Consider the following 18,032-nt stretch of genomic DNA (forward strand, 5'->3'; position numbering starts at 1 on the left):
ATGCCTCCGCTTTTTTGCAGGCGGGCATCTAATCAAGTTAGCGGCTGCACTGAACGCTGGCGGTCCGTCCGACCAAGGGTCGGACGCTACCTGATGCGACTTGATGAAGATCAAGCCGCCACTTGCTTATGCCCGCATGCTCAAGCATCGAACGCTTAGTTGCAGCCCGACTGTTTGCCGGGGCGCTATCTGCCAATAAGGTGAAAGAGCATGCAAATCAGTAAGTTGCTGGTGATTGTGGGTGACGAGGATCGTTATGATCCGGCGATCGAACAGGCGGTGGAGCTGGCGCAGGTCATCGGCGCCTCGGTGACCCTGGCCATCCAGCCAGCGCCTGCTGCGCAGGCCAGGCACATTGACAACCTGAGCCGGCAGAAAAGCCTGGTCAAAGGTTTCCTCGACCGCGGCATCCAGGTGGAGCCCGAGGTCAGGCGAATCAAGCCCTCGGCCAAAGCGCTGGTCAAGCTGGCCAGGGCATGCGACGCCGACCTGGTGATCCTGCAAGCTCAAGTGAACGGGGACCTCGCTTTCGGCCTCGAACTCATGCGGCTTGCGCCCTGCCCCGTGTTGTTCGCACGGGAACGGGCAGCGCCTGGCCAAGCCAAGCTGTTCGTCGCGGCGCCAGCCAGTTGCGAAGACCTGGACGATGGCGTCGCGAACGCCGAGGTCGTCGAAACCGCGAGGCTCATAAGCCATGCGCGCAAGGCGAAGATGCATCTGTTCTCCGTCTATGACCAGGCCGCCTTGCTGCGCCACAGCGAGCACTACAGCCTGGCGGAAATCCCCTCGTACGAAACCCTGGCAAGCGCATGCAAACGTTTCGCTGCGCAGCTGGGGGTACCTGACGTTCATCACCACCTTATCGTCGGCTCATGCGCACACACCCTCTGTGCCTATGCCAACCGCTGCGGCTACGACACCGTGGTGATCACCAGCCCTCACCGCGCCTGGCAGTTCGCGACCCTCGAATACCTGCTGGCCAGCCTCACCTGCAGCTTGCTGGTGGTCCACGCCAAGGCGCGCCAGCAGCAGTTGGCCATAGCGGGATCGCATGCGTTGCACGACCCGCTTGTTCTGTCGCTTTGACAGGTGATGAGTGACGCAATTGACAAGTGTCAAGTCAGCGAATGGCCCGCTGCCGACACTGAACTTCCTGGTTCATTCGACATAGAGGACATTGCCATGGCGCCCGCCGAGACTTCCCGTGTGCACACAACGCCTTCGTTCCCCAAGCCTTCGGGTGAACACTGGATCGAAGCCCTTGAAAACGGCGTTCACGTGCTTATCAGGCCCTTGCAGGCCCAGGACCGTGAACGCGAAAAAGCCTTCATCGAACGGCTATCGCCCGAATCACGGCATTTCCGCTTCCTGTGCCAGCTCAGGGAGCCCGGTGAAGCCATGCTCGACCAGCTGATGAAGGTTGACCAGGATCGCCAGGCGGCCTACGTCGCCCTCGCCCACGTGGATGGCGAATTGCAGGAAGTGGGCATTTCCCGCTACGCCACCGCCAGCGGCAAGGACGAGTGCGAATGTGCCGTTACCGTCATGGACAGCTGGCAGCACCATGGCCTGGGTCGCCTGCTGCTCAAGCACCTGATCGATCATGCCCGGGCCAAGGGCTTGCGGCAGATGTATTCGGTCGACGCGGCAGCCAACCATGCGATGCGCGACCTGGCCAAGGCGGCGGGGTTCACCACCGCCGCCGACCCGGATGACCCCAGCCAGGTCATCCACCGGCTCTCGCTGATCTGACCCTGGGCCGCCGCACCTTGACGGGTCAAGGTGCGGCGGCCCGACTATGGGAGTCACCCCATGAACGGCCCTTCGAAGAAATTGATGGAAAAACTCTACGGCAAGCAGTATCAGGTCGACACTGCCGATATTGCCCCGGTGCTTCATCAGTACGCCGAACCTTTGCCGGACCTGGATACTCCGGCATTCGCAGCGCTGTTCGACCGCTACGCTGACGCGCGGGTCATCCTGCTCGGCGAGGCAAGCCATGGCAGCAGCGAGTTCTATCGCGCCCGAGCGGCGATCACCCGGCGCCTGATCGAACAGCACGGCTTCAACATCGTCGCCGTCGAAGCCGACTGGCCGGATGCCGGGCATGTCGATCAGTACGTCCGAGGCTTGGCGCACTCGGCGTGGAAACGCCATATCTTCAGCCGTTTTCCGACCTGGATGTGGCGCAATGGTGAAGTCAAAGCCTTTGCCCATTGGCTGCACGGGCACAACCGTCTGCTGCCCACCGACCACCGCGTGGAATTTCGCGGCCTGGATGTCTACAGCCTGCGCAATTCCATCCATGAAGTCCTGGCCTACCTGGACCGGGTCGATCCGCACCTGGCCCATGAAGCCCGCCGCCGATACGGATGCCTGACACCTTGGCAGGACGACCCCGCGCTGTATGGTCATTTTGTCGAGCGCGGTGGCGTCATGCCTTGCGAGCAGGCGGTGATCCAGCAGTTGAATGTCATGCTCGCCGAGCAACTGTCAGGGCTTGTGCGCAATGATGAAGCCTTCTTCAACGCCACCCAGAACGCCCGCGTGATCATCGCTGCGGAACAGTACTACCGGGCCATCTACCGAGGCTCGACGGCTTCATGGAACCTGCGCGACCGGCACATGTTCGATACCTTGCGCGCCCTGCTGGAACACCGTGGCCCCCGCGCCAAGGCAGTGGTCTGGGCACACAACTCCCATATCGGCAATGCCGGCGCCACGGAAATGGGCTGGAAAGGCCAGTTCAACATCGGCCAGCTATGCCGCAGCGCGTTCGGGCGCGACGCGGTGCTGATCGGCATGGCCACCGACCGCGGCCAGGTGGCCGCCGCCGACGACTGGGACGGCCCCATGCAGATCAAGCAAATCCGCCCTTCGCGCAGCGATAGCTGGGAACACCAGTTCCACCTCGCAGGCGTGCCAGCCTGCCTCAGCGACTGGCGTGACCCCCAGCGCAAGGAGCTGCGCCATGTGTTGTCCACGGCGCTCCTCGAACGCGCCATCGGCGTCATCTATCGCCCCGAGAGCGAACGGCAGAGCCACTATTTCGAGGCGGTGCTGGCCGAGCAGTTCGATGCGCTGCTTTGGTTCGAGCAGACCCAGCCGGTGACTGCCCTGCCCTTGCCGGCACGTCAACATCTGGAACCTGAGGATGAAACCTATCCGTTTGGTGTTTGAAGGAGGCCTGGCTGACCTAGCTCAGCAGCGTGCAGCAATGCCAGCACTTGTTCATCCGACGTCTGCGGGAAATCCTGATACCAATAGCCAACCGAAACCATCCGCTCAGGCACCAGCGGGCACACCAGCTCATCCACTTCACCGTACAGCGCTTCAAGCGCTTCTGGCGGTGCGACCGGGACGGCGACCACGATCCGTGCCGGTGACTGGGCGCGTACAGCCTGAATAGCCGCCCGCATGGTGGCGCCGGTCGCCAGGCCATCATCGATGAGAATCACCACCTGATCCTTGAGCTGCAGGGCTGGCCGCCCTCCCCGGTAGGCCCGCTCGCGCCGCGCCAGCTCCTCGGTTTCCCTGGCGACCACGGCGTCGAACAGCGCAGGCTCTACCGGATAAGCCCGCAGCATGTCGTTATTGAGCACCGTGACTGCGCCGCTGGCTATCGCCCCCATGGCGAACTCGGGGTGAAACGGCATGCCGAGCTTGCGCACCACCAGCAGGTCCAGGGGCACGTCGAGGGCGGTCGCCACTTCGAAGGCCACCGGAACGCCACCACGCGGCAATGCGAGCACGATCACATCGTGCCTGCCCGCGTAACGGGCCAGGGGCTCGACCAGGCATCGTCCCGCCTGGGTCCGGTCGGCAAACACGGTGGGCAGGGCAAGATCATGGGACATCAACACCTCCCGCGCCGCGATGGGCGCCTGTCATTGCAGCATCCGCTTGGGGGCAGTGAGGGTTTCAAGGCGTGACTGCACGTCCCTCCTCGGGCAACAGGTCGAACTGCGCGAGGCAACGCTGCTCATCCGCGGGGGTCACCGCCTTCAGGCCGCTCACCTCCTGCAGGGGCGTTTCGAACAGGGCCAGGCGCAGCACCCCGTTGCGCTCCAGAAAGGTCTGAGCCATGCACGTGCACACGGGTTTGCCGACCAGCGCCGCGAGCTTCTCATCCTCGGGTACGTCGACCTGGGCCTGCAGGTTGGCCGTGCAGTTTTCCACGATCTGCGCCACGGAGCGCCCGGCCAGCCACACGGTGCCAGTACCGAGCAGGACCAGCAGCAGCAACACACTCATCAACCGGTTCGATTCCTGGGTAATCGAACGGAGCAACGCCAACCTGGCCTGCCACCCCGTCTCCTGGCCATTGAAAATGGCCTTGCCGACCGTGCGTCTGAAGCCCCGCTGCACCGCCCACCCCAGCGCGACACTCAACGCCAGCAGGCTCAGGAGCACCGCCGGATCGCGCATGGGCATGCGCCAGCTGGGGCTCGATGCGCGGTACACCGACGCGGCGACGAGCAATGCCACGATGGCCACGATCCAGCCCAGGCTGCCCCTGGGCCTGTGCATCCAGGCCCGCAGTTTCGCCCTTGCTTGCGTACTCATGATTCACCTCCCGCGCCTGGCTAGCGCACCGGGTCGATGGCGACGGTTTCCTGATATTCCGGCACGCAGACCTGCCAGCCGAGTTCGAGGCTGATGCGCCGGCGCAAGGTGTCGCCAGCGTGCGGCTCGCCATGAATGACATAGGTCTGCCGCGGCGGCCGGGCAAAACCACGCAACCACTCCATGATTTCGTCGGCGTCGGCATGCGCGGAGAGGTTCTCCATGGCATGCACCTGTGCCCTTATCGGCACGTCTTCGCCGTGCAGGCGCACGCTGCGCGCACCGGCGACGATATCGGCCCCCCGCGTGCCGCCGGCCTGGAAGCCCGAGAACAGGATGCTGTTGCGTGGGTTGGGGGCCAGTGCCTTGAGGTGGTGCAGCACCCGGCCACCGGTAGCCATGCCGCTGGCGGCAATGATCACCGCAGGCTCGCGCAGCTGGTCCAGGTGCCTGGACTCATCGACCGTACGCACGATATGTGTGCCTTTGCACATGGCGGCGCATTCGGCTGCAGTCAGCCGATGTTCGCTGCGGTACTGCTGGTACAGGGCGGTGGCGTCGGTGGCCATCGGGCTGTTCAGGTAGACCGGGATATCCGGGATCAGCCGGTCGCGCTTGAGCGTGTACAGGTAATACATCAGCAACTGGGCGCGGCCGACGGCAAACGATGGCACCAGGGTGATGCCATGGCGCAACAGCGTTTCATTGATGACCTTGGCCAGGTACTGTGCGGTCGACTCGTCAGGGTGCTGGCGATCACCGTAGGTCGACTCGATCAGCAGTACGTCGGCCGTCCTGACCAGCTCAGGCGCACGCATGATCGGGTCCTTAGGGCGCCCCAGGTCCCCCGAGAACAGCACGGTCTGGCCTTCGGCGCTGATCTGCACCGTCGCCGCACCGAGGATATGCCCGGCGGTGCGCATCAGCAGCTGCATGCCATCGGCGATCGGCAACGGCTGATGCAGCTCCACTGGCTGCAACAGGGCCAGGGCCTGCCTGGCATCCTGCTCGGTATAGAGCGGGCGCGCTGGCGTGTGCTTGGAGTAGCCATGGCGATTGGCATGCTCGGCCTGCTCCTCCTGCAAGCGCGCACTGTCCAGCAACAGGATCTGCGTCAGGGCACAGGTGGCCGGGGTGGCGTAGATCGGCCCGCGGTAGCCCTCCCGCGCCAGCACCGGCAGATAGCCGCTGTGGTCAAGGTGGGCGTGGGTCAGCACCACCGCATCGAGCGCACGCAGGGCCGGTGACAGCGGCTCCCAGTTGCGCAGGCGCAGTTGCTTGAAGCCCTGGAACAGCCCGCAGTCGACCAGTACCCGCGTGCTGTCGCGGGTCAGCAGGAATTTGCTACCGGTCACGGTTCCGGTGCCGCCAAGAAAGGTCAATTGCATGGCTCAAGGCTCCCACTGCTCGGCTACGTCGGGGTGCACCGCAAGGACACTGCAGGGCGGGTGGCTGACGATCCGTTCGGTGGTATCGCCCAACAGCTTGTCCAGCCCTTTGGGCTGCACGACGCCCATCACCAACGCATCGATATCCAGCGCAGCCACCTGTTCACGGATGACCTGCACCGGCCCGCCTTCCATGAAATGCCTGCGCTCCGGCGCGACGCCCTCGGCGTCGGCCAAGGCCTCGAAGGGTTCCTGCAGCGCTGCGCGCATCTCCTCGATCCAGGCCTGGGTCACATGCATGTCGGCGGCAAACACGCCCGCCAGGTTGTAGGCCGACAACAGGTGCAAGGGCGCATCGCACTGCAGCGCCAATGCCTGGGCGGCGCGAATGAGCCCACGGTTGAAGTGTTCCTGCAGCGCAGGCGTCTCGCTGAACGCGGTATCCACGCAAACCAGGATCCGCCGCGGCAGCGTCACGGCGTCCCGCGGCACGAAGTGGGTGATGACCTTCAAGCTGCGCATCAAGGCACAGTCCAGCGGCGTGCCGAACAGCCGCGCCAGGGCCGAGGCATTTTCGCTGTCCTTGAGCAGCATGTCAGGCTGCAGTTCGCTGATGTAGTCAATGGCCGTGCTTCGGATATCGTCGGCGTTCAGGCTATCGACCGTCAGCGTGATGCCACTGCCACGATGATGCTCGACCAAGCTCTCCAGCTTTGCCCGATAGCGTTCGTACTGGCGCTTGATGTCGGCTTCGTTGAGCCGCTCCTCGCGCAGCAGGTGCTCCTCGGTCGGCTCGAACAGCCCCAGCACATGCACGCTGGCAGCACTGACGTGTGCCAGGGCCAAGGCCCTGCGCAACGCCGCTGAATGCGCATCGACCTCGGTGAGCAGCACCAGCAGTTGACGGTATTGACCCATGATGAACCTCCGGGCTTGCGCGACTGGGGGGTGATGCAGGCGATGTTCCGCGCCCAGCCGCGCTGGCGCTTGATGCAGATCAGAAAACCGCCATCGGCGCTGAACTTGACCATTGTCAGAACCGAACCGGTCGGCCACGTTACAACGGCTGCACCAGTTACCGATCAGGCCAGCGGGAGGCAGCATGAACGAGCAGCAGATCGAACAGGCGCAAGCCGGTGAACATTGGGTCGAAACGCTTGACGACGGTGCAGCCGTGCTGATCCGCCCGCTGCGCGAGGACGACCACGAACGGGACAAGCGCTTTCTGAGCACCATCGCCTACGAGGCCAGGCGCTTTCGTTTCATCGCCGGGCTCAGTGGTGCAATGCCCAGCCTCGACCCGCGCTGGATGCCGGTCGATCAGCATCAGCGCATGGCCTATGTCGCACTCGCCCATGTGGATGGCAAGTTGCAGCAGGTCGGCGTCAGCCGCTATGCCGGCATGGCGGGCAGCCTGAGCTGCGAATGCGCGGTTGCGGTCAGCGAGGGCTGGCAGCGCAAAGGCCTGGGCCGGCGCCTGCTGCAGCACCTGATCGAGGCGGCACGGCGCAATGGCTACCAGAGCATGGTATCCCGGGACCTGGCGAGCAACTACGCCATGCACCGCCTGACCAAGGCGCTAGGCTTCACCTCGCGTTACCTGGGCGGCGACGTCAGCGAAATCATCCATGAGCTGGACCTCAACGCCTGAGCGACAAGGTCCTGAAGGGCCTTGTGCGTCATCCCTGTGAATGCTCGGGCGAGATCACCAGCACACTGCTGGACAACCGGTGCATGACACGCTCCGCGGTACTGCCGATGAACCAGCCGATACCATGGTGGTGATAGCTGCCCATCACCAGCACGTCGATGTCATGGCTATCCATGAACAAGGCCAGGACCTTGGCTGGATCGCCCATGTGCATGTGGCGGTGCTCGCTGGCGATGCCATTGCGCTCGGCCAGCGCCTGGAAGGCCTCACTCTGGGCTTCGTGAAGGGTCTGGGCGAGGTTGGAGTCGAATACGAACGAATGCTCACGGCTACCGCCGGCGTCCAGGTACATCGACCCCAGGTCGTAGACGTAGAGCAAGTCGATCTGGGCGTTGCACTGCAAGGCCAGTTTCAGTGCCTCGCTGATGATCTGGTCATTGAAGCCTTCATACTGGTCTTCGGGCCTGGACAGGTCGACGGCCGCCAGTATCCTGCGCGGCAAGGCGTGGCTGGCTTTGTGTACCAGGTGCAACGGTATGCGCGTATCGCGCAACAGCTGGACATCCAGCGAGGTGAACATGGCGCGTATCCACCAGGGCTCGTGCTCGAACTCCTTGATCAGCATGGCAAACGGTTGCTCGCGCAAATGCACCAGGATCTCGTTCAGCGGATGCAGCACCCAGACCACTTCGGTGGTGACCGTGATGCCAGTGCGCCGCATTGGTAGCGCCTGGCTTTCCAGCCACTCGCGGTGCTGGCGCACATAACCATCGCGCATCACCGCCAGGGCCTGGTCATTGACCAGGCCCGCCGTGGCCAGCCCCTCGACGTAGTCGAAAGCGACGATGTGCAACGCCATGCCCTTGGCCTTGGCCAATGCTGCAGCGCGATCATAGACCGGGGTTCGGCGCATCAGGGGCGACGCGATCAGCAAGAGTCGTTGCGGGTTGTCCATGGCACACCTCTGCAGTTGGGAAGCATGCCTCGATGATCTGCCATCGCCTTGAGCGCGACTTGACGTTTATCAACTCACGCTTCGTGTCGACGAACGGTGATTCAGCCCAAGCGGGAACTTGATGCGGATCAACCATTCCTGGCAAATCCGGCGCACGCTGACCCTGGACCAAGAAAAAATTACTGAGCCTCGGTACACCTGCCCTGGCCCTCATGTAATCGCCAGGGAGGCCTTCGTTTTGCAGTGCCCGCAGTTGTCTGGCGGATCGAGGCTCCGATGAACGTCTACGTCGAGAAAAACACCGAACACAACCGCTGGTGGGTACGCCTGGATGACTGCCGGGTGAGCTTCAATACGGCCACTGAAGCCGAACAATTCGCCGAGCGATTGCTTGCCCGCATCAACGCCCCCCACTCGTTTGACAGGCTAGCCCCCTCCTTCAGCCGCACCGGCTCGGCTGAACGCCGATGCGCGAAGGGGGCCTGACGATGTCTGGTCAACTGAAGGTCACGCTGCTCGATCAACCCGATGCATCGCACGCGGCAACCCCCATACACCTGAGGCCGCTGACGTCGCTGTGCAAGGACTGCCGCGTCAGCGGCCTGTGCCTGCCCACCGGCTTGCCGCTCAACGACAACAGTTGCCTGGGCACGCTGATTGGGCCCCGTATGCGTATTCGCAAGGGCGCCGCGCTGTTCAATGCCGATGTCCCTCTCACCACGCTCTATGCGTTGCGCTGCGGCAGTTTCAAGACCAGCCTCAACACCATCGAAGGCCAGGGCGTGGTGATCAATTTCTGGATGCCGGGTGACGTGCTCGGCCTCGATGCCATTGCCACCGAACGCCATGTCTGCGACGCCATAGCCCTGGAAGACAGCGAAGTCTGCCCGGTGCCCTACCGCCGCCTGCAAACCCTGGCGCGGGCCTATCCCGACCTGCAGCAAAGCCTGAATCGCTTGATGAGCAGGGAAATCGTACGTGAGCACCAGCGCGTACTGATGCTGTGCAACCTCACCGCCGAACAACGGCTGGCCAACTTCCTGGTGGGGCTGTCCAGATGCTTCGTCAGCCGCGGTTACTCGGCCCATGGCTTCATGTTGCGCATGTCTCGCGAGGACATGGCCTCGTACCTGGGTTTGCGCCTGGAAACCGTGTGCCGCTCTGTCGCCCGCCTGCGCGCACTGCACATCGTCAGCCTGCAAGGCAGACTGGTGGAGATACTCGACATGCCTGCGCTGATGGCGCTGCAGCAGGGCGGCGCTGACAGCGTAAGCGCGGACAAGCCGAAGCCACCCTGCCAGACCCCGTAAATGTGGGCCTTGGCAACGCGGCCGGGGGGCATTGACCTGCTCAGCCCTTGGGTGACGTGCTGCCCTGCCACAGTGATTCAAGTGGGCTCAGGCTGGAATCGTTCGCCGGGGACGCGATGATAGTCCGCGCCGGCTATGGCTCTTAGAAATGCACGGTCGGCGAGGCGCCGTAGATCCCGCCACTCGCGCCAGCCAATGAGTCCCAAGCGGTCCATCTCGTCGGCCTGGCCAAGCAGCGCTTCGTGGTGGCTGCTTGGGCAATTACGCCTGCGCTCGACATCGTCATAGACCATGAACCAACGGTTCACTGCAACCAGACGGCGCTGTTCCTGGCTGATCTGCTGGTTGATCGCGTTCATCTCGCCTGCCCTCGCACGCTTTGACTGTCGAGCACACAGCTGTGAATAGGTTCAGCTGGGACAGGTCAGCGGTGTGACCGCATGGCACCTAAGTGCATGCTGGGGCGCTGGTCAATCCAGTTTTTACGCTTTGACTCGACCTGCATGTGTGTTCTGCCGTGTCCATGATCACCACTGAACAACTTGGTCTGAACTTTGACCGCCCACCAGGCTTCCCCTGCATACCCCCATGATTTTTCTGATGCAGGAGCGAAGCGCATGAGAGCACTGACATACCACGGCGCCAACGATGTCAGGGTCGATACCGTCCCTGACCCCATCATCACCGAGGCCGACGACATCATCCTGAGGGTGACCGCCACCGCCATCTGCGGATCCGACCTTCACCTCTATCACGGCAAGATCCCGGCAACGGAGCACGGCGACATCTTCGGTCACGAGTTCATGGGCATCGTCGAAGAGGTCGGCAAAGACGTGACGAACCTGCAGGTCGGCGACCGCGTCGTGATCCCGTTCGTCATCGCGTGTGGCAGCTGCTTCTTCTGCCAGCACGATCTGTTTGCCGCCTGCGAAACGACCAACACCGGGCGGGGAGCGATCCTCAACAAGAAGGGCATTCCACCCGGCGCAGCGCTGTTTGGCTACAGCCACTTGTACGGCGGCGTGCCGGGAGGCCAAGCCGATTATGTCAGGGTGCCGAAGGGCAACGTCGGGCCGTTCAAAGTCCCGACGAGCCTCGCTGATGACAAAGTGCTGTTCCTCTCCGACATCCTGCCCACCGCCTGGCAAGCTGTGGTCAATGCCCAGATCGGCCAAGGCTCGTCGGTGGCGATCTATGGCGCGGGGCCGGTGGGGCTGCTGAGTGCCGCCTGCGCACGGATGCTGGGCGCTCATACCATTTTCATGGTGGATGACAACGACTACCGGCTGGCCTATGCCCAGGATGCCTACGGCGTCATCCCGATCAATTTCGAAAAGGATGACGACCCTGCCGACAGCATCATCCGCCAGACACCCGGTATGCGCGGCGTCGACGCAGTCATCGATGCCGTCGGGTTCGAAGCCAAGGGCAGCACCACGGAAACCGTCATGACGGCCCTGAAGCTGGAGGGCAGCAGCGGCAAGGCGCTGCGTCAGAGCATCGCGGCGGTGCGACGTGGCGGCGTGGTCAGCGTGCCAGGTGTCTATGCCGGGTTCATCCACGGCTTCCTGTTCGGAGATGCCTTTGACAAGGGCCTGACCTTCAAGATGGGGCAGACCCATGTTCAAAAGTACCTTCCCGAGCTGCTCGAGCATATCGAAGCAGGACGGCTGCAGCCGGAATTGATCGTGACCCATCGCCTCGCGCTGGAAGAGGCAGCCCTGGGCTACAAGATGTTCGATCAGAAAGAGGATGACTGCCGCAAGGTGATCCTTGTTCCAGGGGCGGCATCCGGGACGCTCGGCCCCGACTACGTTTAAGCGCACAGGAGCTTGCACCATGATTGATCAAGCGACAGGAATGAAGCCAGGTGAGCGCTATTGTGTCGAAAACATCGAGCGGGCCCATCAGTTCCCCGGCTTCTTTCAGGATGGCAAATATTACCTGGGCCCGGAGCTGTTGACGGCGGTTGGATGGCTGGAGGGTGACCGGTTCATCTACGACAGTCTGGATGCTCAAGGAGAGCCCGTATTCCCCGATCGGGTGGCCGGCACCATCAGCAACCTGACGTTGAAGCTGGTGGACGGCACCACCCTCCAGCTGTCACCCATCGAGGACAGTGAGCCCTGCACGGCGCCGATGAACACCTCCGTCGCCCCCGACCAGCCTCCGCCACTGACCGGCTCGCCGATCAAGGGCCCGCTGCGTGGCAAGGTGGTGGTGATCACTGGCGCGTCCAGCGGCATAGGGCGAGCCGCTGCCCATGCCTTTGCCTGTAAAGGCGCTCGTCTGGTGCTGGCGGCACGGGATGAGGAAGCGCTGTTTGAAACGCTGGACGAATGCACCGATTGCGGCACCGACGCGGTGGCCGTGACCACCGACATGACCCAAAGCGACCAGGTACAAGCCTTGGCAGCCCGCGCTGCCGAATTTGGCCATGGCCGCATAGACATCTGGGTAAACAATGCAGGTGTGGGAGCGGTGGGGAGTTTCGAGGAGACACCGCTTGAAGCGCATGAGCAGGTGATTCAGACCGATTTGCTGGGCTACCTTCGAGGGGCTCACGTTGCACTGCCCTACTTCAAGCAACAAGGCAGCGGCATACTGATAAACACCCTGTCATTGGGCAGCTGGCTCGCCCAACCCTATGCCGCCGCCTACTCGGCCAGCAAGTTCGGCTTGCGCGGGCTCACCGAGGCACTGCGGGGCGAGCTTACCGAGTTCCCCGATATCCACGTCTGCGACATCTACCCCGCCGTGATGGATACCCCCGGCTTCCGCGACGGTGGCAACTACACCGGTCATGCCCTCAAACCGCCAGGGCCAATCTACGACCCTGAGCGGGTGGCAAAGGCCATGGTGGCCTGCGCGATCTCGCCTCGCGCCAACACTACCGTCGGCGCAAGCGCCCGCATCGCCCATTTGGCCAGCTACCTGGTGCCCGGGCTGCCGGTACTGTCCGGGTGGCTTGCCCGCAGGGGCCTGCAGCGCAGTCCCAGTGCCGAAAAGTCCTCAGGCAATCTGTTCGAGCCACCCAGTGGCCATCGAAGTGTCGAAGGCGGATGGCGAACGCCCAAAGACAAAACCCCGCTGCTGCTCAGCGCAGCGGTTATCGGTTTCCTTGCAGGCTTTGTCATTACCCATTCGCAACGACGGCGCGGCTGACCGAACCCGACGAACCAACCCGACATTGCGGGACCATTGAGAACGGAGAATCAACGATGAGCACACAATTGAACGGCAAGCGCGTGGCCTTTCTGGTCACCGATGGTTTTGAACAGGTCGAGCTGACCGGGCCGCGTGACGCCTTGACAGAACGCGGAGCTGTGGTCGACATCCTGGCTGACAAGGAAGGAACGGTACGCGGCTGGAACCACGACAAGCCTGCGGACGCGTTTGCGGTGGATGCCACCTTTGACAGTGCCCACCTCGATCTTTACGACGCGATCGTGTTACCTGGCGGCGTACAGAATTCCGACACGATCCGGCTGATTCCGGGGGCACAGAAGCTGGTGAAAAGTCACCACTCGGCCGGCAAGCCGCTGGCGGTGATCTGCCACGGTGCCTGGCTGCTGGTGTCGACGGGCCTGACACAGGGCAAGCGGATGACCAGTTACAAGACATTGCAGGACGACATCCGCAACGCAGGCGGCAACTGGGTGGATGAGCAAGTGGTGGTGGATGGCAACCTGATCAGCAGCCGCCAGCCGGACGATATCCCGGCCTTCAATGAGCAATTGATCAAGGCTCTGGCCAGCTGAGCCCCCTTCTGCAACCGGCCCCTTGCCGTGCATTGCCTGCATCGACAACGGGGCCCTGCCGATTCATGCCAGCTGAATGTAGACCGAGTAGCTGCCCAGCACGACCCAGAAACAAAGGAATATCCACGGCGTGCGCAAGGAAAACAGCAGCGATTTGCGGTGGCCTGCCTGCGAAGTCTCGACCTCGCAAAACAGCGGTGACTCGTCATAAGCCAGCCCCATCAACGGTTCACTGCGCAGCAGATGACTCTGTTTCAGCTGCCAGTGTTCAATGATGCGATAAGCAGCACGAATGCCTGGCCAAGCGTTGAGCGAACTCAGCACGCCGAGCAACGCAAGAAAGGCGGGCACGACCAGGGTGAACATCTCACCCCACCCTTGGTTGAGGTTGCCCATCGAAGACACGAACGCGATGACCAGGAACGACTGGGCCGCCAGGTAGGCGTCTGTCCGGTTGGCCAGGATGCTGGTCTCGTACTGGATTTCCTTGCGGTAAAAATCCAGGCGCTCCTTGGGCGAACCGAACATCCTGGCGTTACGCTCCTCCTGCTCGTGCTCGGGTGTGCTGGGCGTGATGATACGGGGCACTCGATTCCTCCTGGGTCAGCAACGGCGTACTGAGAAGACTGGCATCTCTCAGGTAGAGCTGAGCCCTTTGTCGAAAATTCAGTGCAATTGGCCGAACACTCCGTCCGTCGCGGCGACAGCCAATTACGTCCAACACTTTGCTCGGTGCTGTTTCAAACGGATACATCCGTTCGTTAATGCAGGAGCTACCACCATGAGTGACTACCCCACCCCGCCCTTCCCTTCACAACCGCAAGCGGTGCCCGGATCGCAGCGCCGGATGGATCCGTATCCGGACTGCGGCGAACAGACCTATGCAGGGCATGACCGGCTTGCCGGCAAGGTCGCCTTGATCACCGGTGCCGACAGCGGTATCGGCCGCGCTGTGGCCATCGCCTACGCTCGCGAAGGCGCTGATGTCGCCATTGCCTACCTCGACGAGCATGACGATGCTCAGGAGACGGCCCGCTGGGTGGAAGCAGCGGGTCGCAAATGCCTGCTGCTCCCCGGTGACCTGGCGCAAAAGCAGCATTGCTATGACATTGTCGACAAGACCGTTGAACAGTTCGGCCGCATCGACGTGCTGGTCAACAACGCAGCGTTCCAGATGTCTCACGAAACCCTCGATGAAATCGACGACGATGAATGGCTGATGACCTTCAACGTCAACATCACGGCCATCTTCCGCATCTGCCAACGGGCGTTGCCCTCGATGCCCAAAGGCAGCTCGATCATCAATACCAGCTCGGTGAATTCCGATGATCCTTCGCCGCAACTGCTGGCGTACGCCACGACCAAAGGTGCCATCGCAAACTTCACGGCTGGGCTGGCCCAGCTTCTGGGCAAGAAGGGCATACGGGTGAACTGCGTGGCGCCGGGCCCGATCTGGACGCCTTTGATACCCGCCACCATGCCGGATGAGGCGGTCAAGAATTTCGGTTCCAGCTACCCCATGGGGCGGCCTGGCCAACCGGTCGAAGTCGCGCCGATTTACGTTCTGCTTGCCTCGGACGAAGCCAGCTACATCAGCGGGTCACGCTATGCCGTCACGGGCGGTAAACCGATCCTCTAGCCAAAAAAGGGCTCGCCTCGCGGCGAGCCCTGCCCGCTACCCTTTGCTGTGTTCGGGTGAGGTCGGACCCGTGCCGCGCTTGATCCCGCGCGGGCCAGCGACGCCCCATATGGCAAGCCCGACGACGGGCAGCACGATAAGTATCAACGACCACATCACCTTGACTGCGTCAGATTTGTCGCTGCGAAACACACTGACAATCGCCCATAGATCGACCAGCAGAATGATGGCCGCCACGGCAATCCAGAAATACGTTGCGAGATCGCCCATTTGCTTGTCTCCATTGTTCCGTTTGAGTAGCCGCAGCGTTTCGATACCGGTTTATGCCGAAGGTCCGCTGCCCCTAAACAAGTGAAGGCAGCAAGCCGGACAAAGTTCAGGCGAGGTGTCAGGCTTGGGACAGGCGGACCTAACAAGGCTGAACCAATCGCGCAACGGCTGCGTCAACAGCGAAAGAACAAGCGAGTCGAAACCCTCATGACGTCCGATCCTGTACTGGCCGCGATTGGCTATCTGAAAGACCATCAGTTGATCCTTTCCACTGCTGAATCGTGCACGGCAGGTTGCATGGTAGCCATGTTGGCGGCAGTCCCCGGCACCGGCGAGGTGCTGGAAAGTGGCTATGTCGTGTATTCGCCCAGTGCAAAAAAGCGCCTGTTGGGCGTCAGTGGCGAAACGATCGAGCGCTACGGGCTGACCAGCGAGCCGGTGGCCTGGGAAATGGCCCTGGGTGCGTTGCGAGACAGCGACGCCACTGTGGTGATTGCCACCACCGGCGTCGCCGGGCCCGGCCCTGAGTCCGGGGTGCCACCCGGGACGATGTGCTTTGCCTGGGCCTTTGCCGGCGAGCCTGTCGCGGTCTTTACCCGAACCCAGCGTTTCTTTGGCCAGAGGATGGATGTGATGCGCCAGGGCGCGCAATTCGGCCTCACGCGCCTGGCTCACTATCACCAACGCTGGCTTCGCGGCGAACGTGCCTGAGGGCCAGTGAAATGGCGGACGATGAGCTGTGCTCCAGGCGTCACCCCGTCCAAGAGAACATGCCAATGCAGCAGCGCGTCTGGCGCTTCGAACGTGTCGGTTGGTATGTGCTGGTGATCATCGTCTTGCTTGCCTTGGCCGGGCTGTTTGGTAACGGCCCGTTGAGCGATGCCGAGGCGGTAAGCCAGGATGGCCGCTTGAAGGTCGAATACCAGCGCCTCAGCCGCAGCGGTACGACCGACCGCCTGTTCATCACCGTCCAAGGCGTACCGGGCAAACCGGTCATGGTCGAACTGGCGGGATCACTGCTTCGCCAGGCCAGTATCGAGACGATGCAGCCCGAGCCGCAGGTCTCGATGTCCCATGGCCCCGCCGTGCTCTTGCAACTGGGTACGACAAATGATGGCGTGGCCACCCTGTACCTGACGCTACGCAGCGAGCACGTCGGTACTTTGCAAGGCGTCGTGAGGGCAGGCTCGCAGACTGAAGTCCATTTTTCCACATTCCTCTACCCATAGGAGTGCGTCATGGATTCGATCCTCCGCGCAGCCGGAATGTACCTCGCCCTGATGCTGCTGTTCCGCATAGCCGGGCGGCGCTCGCTGGCCGACCTGAACACCTTCGATTTCGTCCTGCTGCTGATCATTGGCGAGGCGGCCCAGCAGGCGCTGCTGGGCGAAGACTTTTCGTTCACCAATGCCATGCTGGTGATCGCCACATTGATCGTGCTGGATGTCGGCCTGTCGCTGGCCAAACTGAACGCCCGCCCCCTTGCACGCTTGCTGGATGGCCACGCAACCCTGGTGGTCGAGCATGGGCAGTTTCTGCACCAGCGAATGCGCCGAGCCCGGTTGACCGAGGACGACATTCTGGAATCAGCTCGCGACAGCCAAGGACTGGAATCGGTGCAACAGATCAAGTTTGCGATTGTGGAGCGAAACGGAAAAATATCGATAATCGCAAACGAATGACTGCCTCCGGTTATCGCATCAATATCGCTTGATGGGGTTCTATGGTAGGCACCGCTGCGACATTACGACACGTGCCAAGCCAGAGCCTCATTTTTTCTGCATCGAAGATCTGGCCCTCCTCCATCATCGAGGCAATCAGCGCCTGGGACATTCGGTAACACCCACAGCGTGGGCAGTTTCGCTCTTCCCAGCCGACCGTACATTGGACAGACACCGCACTTCCTGCGCAGATAAGGCAGCTCATGAAGCCCCCGTGTTTATTGTGGTTGGAAATAATTTTGATCTGTAAAAATCTATGAGAATTCCATGCCAATAACGGCGTGAAGACGAGCGGCGCTGGGTCAATGACGAATATTGGCCAGGGCGACGGATCGGTCCTGGCCACTGCAACGATCAGTCAAGAGTGGGTTGAGAACTTCTTGACGTCCACTGGCGGAGCAACAAACTCCGGGCCTTCCCCGGCAGCTCGCCATTTCACATCGGAAATGCCATAGCGCTCTGCCATGGGCCGGCTGACCTTCTTGATCTTGTGCTGGCCAAAACGAGGAATGATGCCGACCCCGGCATCACAGCTCGCCCAATGCCACGCTTCGGCGTTGTCCATCTTGTCCTGCCGGATGATGAATGTGCGGTATTCACTCCTGAGCGCATACTCGATCACGAAAAGTTGCTGACCTGCCATCGGACTCTCCTTTAACGATTCACGATCTAGGAGCAGCGCGTGCAAGAAAAGATTCAGTGAAACTGCACGACCAGATACGTCGCATATTACCCAGCGCCCGATACTTGCCGAGCGCGTCACACCCCGGA

The 18,032-nt window shown here is 62.1% G+C and carries 22 protein-coding genes; 13 read left to right on the forward strand and 9 right to left on the reverse strand.

Going from position 1 to position 18,032, the window contains the following annotated elements; all coding sequences use genetic code 11:
- Positions 1 to 210: 210 nt before the first annotated feature.
- The 3 genes from ACTORR_RS02590 (at position 211) to ACTORR_RS02600 (ending at position 3,180) form a co-directional block, all read left to right on the forward strand.
- Entirely contained in the window at positions 211 to 1,086 is an 876-nt protein-coding gene (locus tag ACTORR_RS02590) for a universal stress protein (RefSeq protein ID WP_441343531.1), read from the forward strand.
- A 96-nt stretch (positions 1,087 to 1,182) separates the two neighbouring features.
- The gene (locus ACTORR_RS02595; RefSeq protein ID WP_099813579.1) at positions 1,183 to 1,752 is read left to right on the forward strand and encodes a GNAT family N-acetyltransferase; all 570 of its coding nucleotides are present in this window, start codon (positions 1,183 to 1,185) and stop codon (positions 1,750 to 1,752) included.
- 60 nt (positions 1,753 to 1,812) lie between these two features.
- Positions 1,813 to 3,180 (forward strand): erythromycin esterase family protein, encoded by a 1,368-nt coding sequence (locus ACTORR_RS02600; protein WP_099813578.1) that lies wholly within the window; start codon positions 1,813 to 1,815, stop codon positions 3,178 to 3,180.
- On the opposite strand, the gene ACTORR_RS02605 is transcribed toward ACTORR_RS02600, so the two are convergent.
- The 4 genes from ACTORR_RS02605 to ACTORR_RS02620 all read right to left on the reverse strand — a co-directional run bounded on the left by ACTORR_RS02605 (position 3,162) and on the right by ACTORR_RS02620 (position 6,872).
- Entirely contained in the window at positions 3,162 to 3,857 is a 696-nt protein-coding gene (locus ACTORR_RS02605) for a phosphoribosyltransferase (RefSeq protein WP_313364182.1), read from the reverse strand. The genes ACTORR_RS02600 and ACTORR_RS02605 overlap by 19 nt on opposite strands.
- A gap of 64 nt (positions 3,858 to 3,921) precedes the next feature.
- Complete coding sequence (locus ACTORR_RS02610) at positions 3,922 to 4,566, reverse strand: hypothetical protein (protein ID WP_313364181.1); 645 nt, start codon at positions 4,564 to 4,566, stop codon at positions 3,922 to 3,924.
- A 20-nt stretch (positions 4,567 to 4,586) separates the two neighbouring features.
- Positions 4,587 to 5,954, reverse strand: a complete 1,368-nt coding sequence (locus ACTORR_RS02615; protein WP_313364180.1) for an MBL fold metallo-hydrolase — start codon at positions 5,952 to 5,954, stop codon at positions 4,587 to 4,589.
- A 3-nt stretch (positions 5,955 to 5,957) separates the two neighbouring features.
- Positions 5,958 to 6,872: a universal stress protein gene (locus ACTORR_RS02620; RefSeq protein ID WP_054887740.1), complete on the reverse strand. Its 915-nt coding sequence runs from the start codon at positions 6,870 to 6,872 to the stop codon at positions 5,958 to 5,960.
- Between the two features lie 184 nt (positions 6,873 to 7,056).
- Here ACTORR_RS02620 and ACTORR_RS02625 point away from each other — a divergent pair, with 184 nt between their 5' ends.
- A complete protein-coding gene (locus tag ACTORR_RS02625; RefSeq protein ID WP_054887741.1) occupies positions 7,057 to 7,605 on the forward strand; it encodes a GNAT family N-acetyltransferase in 549 nt (182 codons plus the stop codon).
- A 28-nt stretch (positions 7,606 to 7,633) separates the two neighbouring features.
- Here ACTORR_RS02625 and ACTORR_RS02630 read toward each other — a convergent pair whose 3' ends face one another.
- Positions 7,634 to 8,560: a universal stress protein gene (locus ACTORR_RS02630; RefSeq protein ID WP_313364179.1), complete on the reverse strand. Its 927-nt coding sequence runs from the start codon at positions 8,558 to 8,560 to the stop codon at positions 7,634 to 7,636.
- 276 nt (positions 8,561 to 8,836) lie between these two features.
- Between ACTORR_RS02630 and ACTORR_RS02635 the strand changes: the two genes are divergently transcribed.
- Both ACTORR_RS02635 and ACTORR_RS02640 read left to right on the forward strand, forming a co-directional pair.
- Positions 8,837 to 9,046 (forward strand): hypothetical protein, encoded by a 210-nt coding sequence (locus ACTORR_RS02635; protein ID WP_054887743.1) that lies wholly within the window; start codon positions 8,837 to 8,839, stop codon positions 9,044 to 9,046.
- Between the two features lie 2 nt (positions 9,047 to 9,048).
- The gene (locus ACTORR_RS02640; RefSeq protein WP_054887801.1) at positions 9,049 to 9,870 is read left to right on the forward strand and encodes a helix-turn-helix domain-containing protein; all 822 of its coding nucleotides are present in this window, start codon (positions 9,049 to 9,051) and stop codon (positions 9,868 to 9,870) included.
- Between the two features lie 77 nt (positions 9,871 to 9,947).
- Here the strand turns inward: ACTORR_RS02640 and ACTORR_RS02645 are convergent, their stop codons facing one another.
- Positions 9,948 to 10,229 carry a hypothetical protein gene (locus tag ACTORR_RS02645; RefSeq protein WP_054887744.1) on the reverse strand — a complete coding sequence of 94 codons (282 nt, stop codon included), beginning with the start codon at positions 10,227 to 10,229 and terminating at the stop codon, positions 9,948 to 9,950.
- A 258-nt stretch (positions 10,230 to 10,487) separates the two neighbouring features.
- Here ACTORR_RS02645 and ACTORR_RS02650 point away from each other — a divergent pair, with 258 nt between their 5' ends.
- From ACTORR_RS02650 to ACTORR_RS02660, 3 genes are read left to right on the forward strand one after another with little or no spacing between them, the layout of a single operon-like run.
- Positions 10,488 to 11,690 carry a zinc-dependent alcohol dehydrogenase gene (locus tag ACTORR_RS02650; protein WP_313364178.1) on the forward strand — a complete coding sequence of 401 codons (1,203 nt, stop codon included), beginning with the start codon at positions 10,488 to 10,490 and terminating at the stop codon, positions 11,688 to 11,690.
- A gap of 19 nt (positions 11,691 to 11,709) precedes the next feature.
- Entirely contained in the window at positions 11,710 to 13,035 is a 1,326-nt protein-coding gene (locus tag ACTORR_RS02655; RefSeq protein ID WP_313364177.1) for an SDR family oxidoreductase, read from the forward strand.
- Between the two features lie 56 nt (positions 13,036 to 13,091).
- Positions 13,092 to 13,631 carry a type 1 glutamine amidotransferase domain-containing protein gene (locus tag ACTORR_RS02660; protein ID WP_099813570.1) on the forward strand — a complete coding sequence of 180 codons (540 nt, stop codon included), beginning with the start codon at positions 13,092 to 13,094 and terminating at the stop codon, positions 13,629 to 13,631.
- Between the two features lie 63 nt (positions 13,632 to 13,694).
- Here the strand turns inward: ACTORR_RS02660 and ACTORR_RS02665 are convergent, their stop codons facing one another.
- Complete coding sequence (locus tag ACTORR_RS02665; RefSeq protein ID WP_054887748.1) at positions 13,695 to 14,219, reverse strand: hypothetical protein; 525 nt, start codon at positions 14,217 to 14,219, stop codon at positions 13,695 to 13,697.
- Positions 14,220 to 14,412: 193 nt separating this feature from the next.
- Between ACTORR_RS02665 and ACTORR_RS02670 the strand changes: the two genes are divergently transcribed.
- Positions 14,413 to 15,270 carry a glucose 1-dehydrogenase gene (locus ACTORR_RS02670; RefSeq protein WP_054887749.1) on the forward strand — a complete coding sequence of 286 codons (858 nt, stop codon included), beginning with the start codon at positions 14,413 to 14,415 and terminating at the stop codon, positions 15,268 to 15,270.
- A 36-nt stretch (positions 15,271 to 15,306) separates the two neighbouring features.
- Here the strand turns inward: ACTORR_RS02670 and ACTORR_RS02675 are convergent, their stop codons facing one another.
- On the reverse strand, positions 15,307 to 15,540 hold the full coding sequence (locus ACTORR_RS02675; RefSeq protein ID WP_054887750.1) for a PLD nuclease N-terminal domain-containing protein: 234 nt from the start codon (positions 15,538 to 15,540) through the stop codon (positions 15,307 to 15,309).
- A 207-nt stretch (positions 15,541 to 15,747) separates the two neighbouring features.
- On the opposite strand from ACTORR_RS02675, the gene ACTORR_RS02680 reads away from it, so the two are divergent.
- From ACTORR_RS02680 to ACTORR_RS02690, 3 genes are all read left to right on the forward strand, one after another.
- A complete protein-coding gene (locus tag ACTORR_RS02680; protein ID WP_054887802.1) occupies positions 15,748 to 16,251 on the forward strand; it encodes a CinA family protein in 504 nt (167 codons plus the stop codon).
- 65 nt (positions 16,252 to 16,316) lie between these two features.
- Positions 16,317 to 16,769, forward strand: a complete 453-nt coding sequence (locus ACTORR_RS02685; RefSeq protein WP_313364176.1) for a hypothetical protein — start codon at positions 16,317 to 16,319, stop codon at positions 16,767 to 16,769.
- A gap of 9 nt (positions 16,770 to 16,778) precedes the next feature.
- Entirely contained in the window at positions 16,779 to 17,222 is a 444-nt protein-coding gene (locus tag ACTORR_RS02690) for a DUF421 domain-containing protein (RefSeq protein WP_441343532.1), read from the forward strand.
- Positions 17,223 to 17,619: 397 nt separating this feature from the next.
- Here ACTORR_RS02690 and ACTORR_RS02695 read toward each other — a convergent pair whose 3' ends face one another.
- On the reverse strand, positions 17,620 to 17,904 hold the full coding sequence (locus ACTORR_RS02695) for a DUF6555 family protein (RefSeq protein ID WP_313364174.1): 285 nt from the start codon (positions 17,902 to 17,904) through the stop codon (positions 17,620 to 17,622).
- Between the last annotated feature and the right edge of the window lie 128 nt (positions 17,905 to 18,032).

The organism is Pseudomonas sp. SAR267 (genome assembly GCF_052077595.1).
In the GTDB taxonomy this organism is placed as follows: Bacteria; Pseudomonadota; Gammaproteobacteria; order Pseudomonadales; family Pseudomonadaceae; genus Aquipseudomonas; species Aquipseudomonas vlassakiae.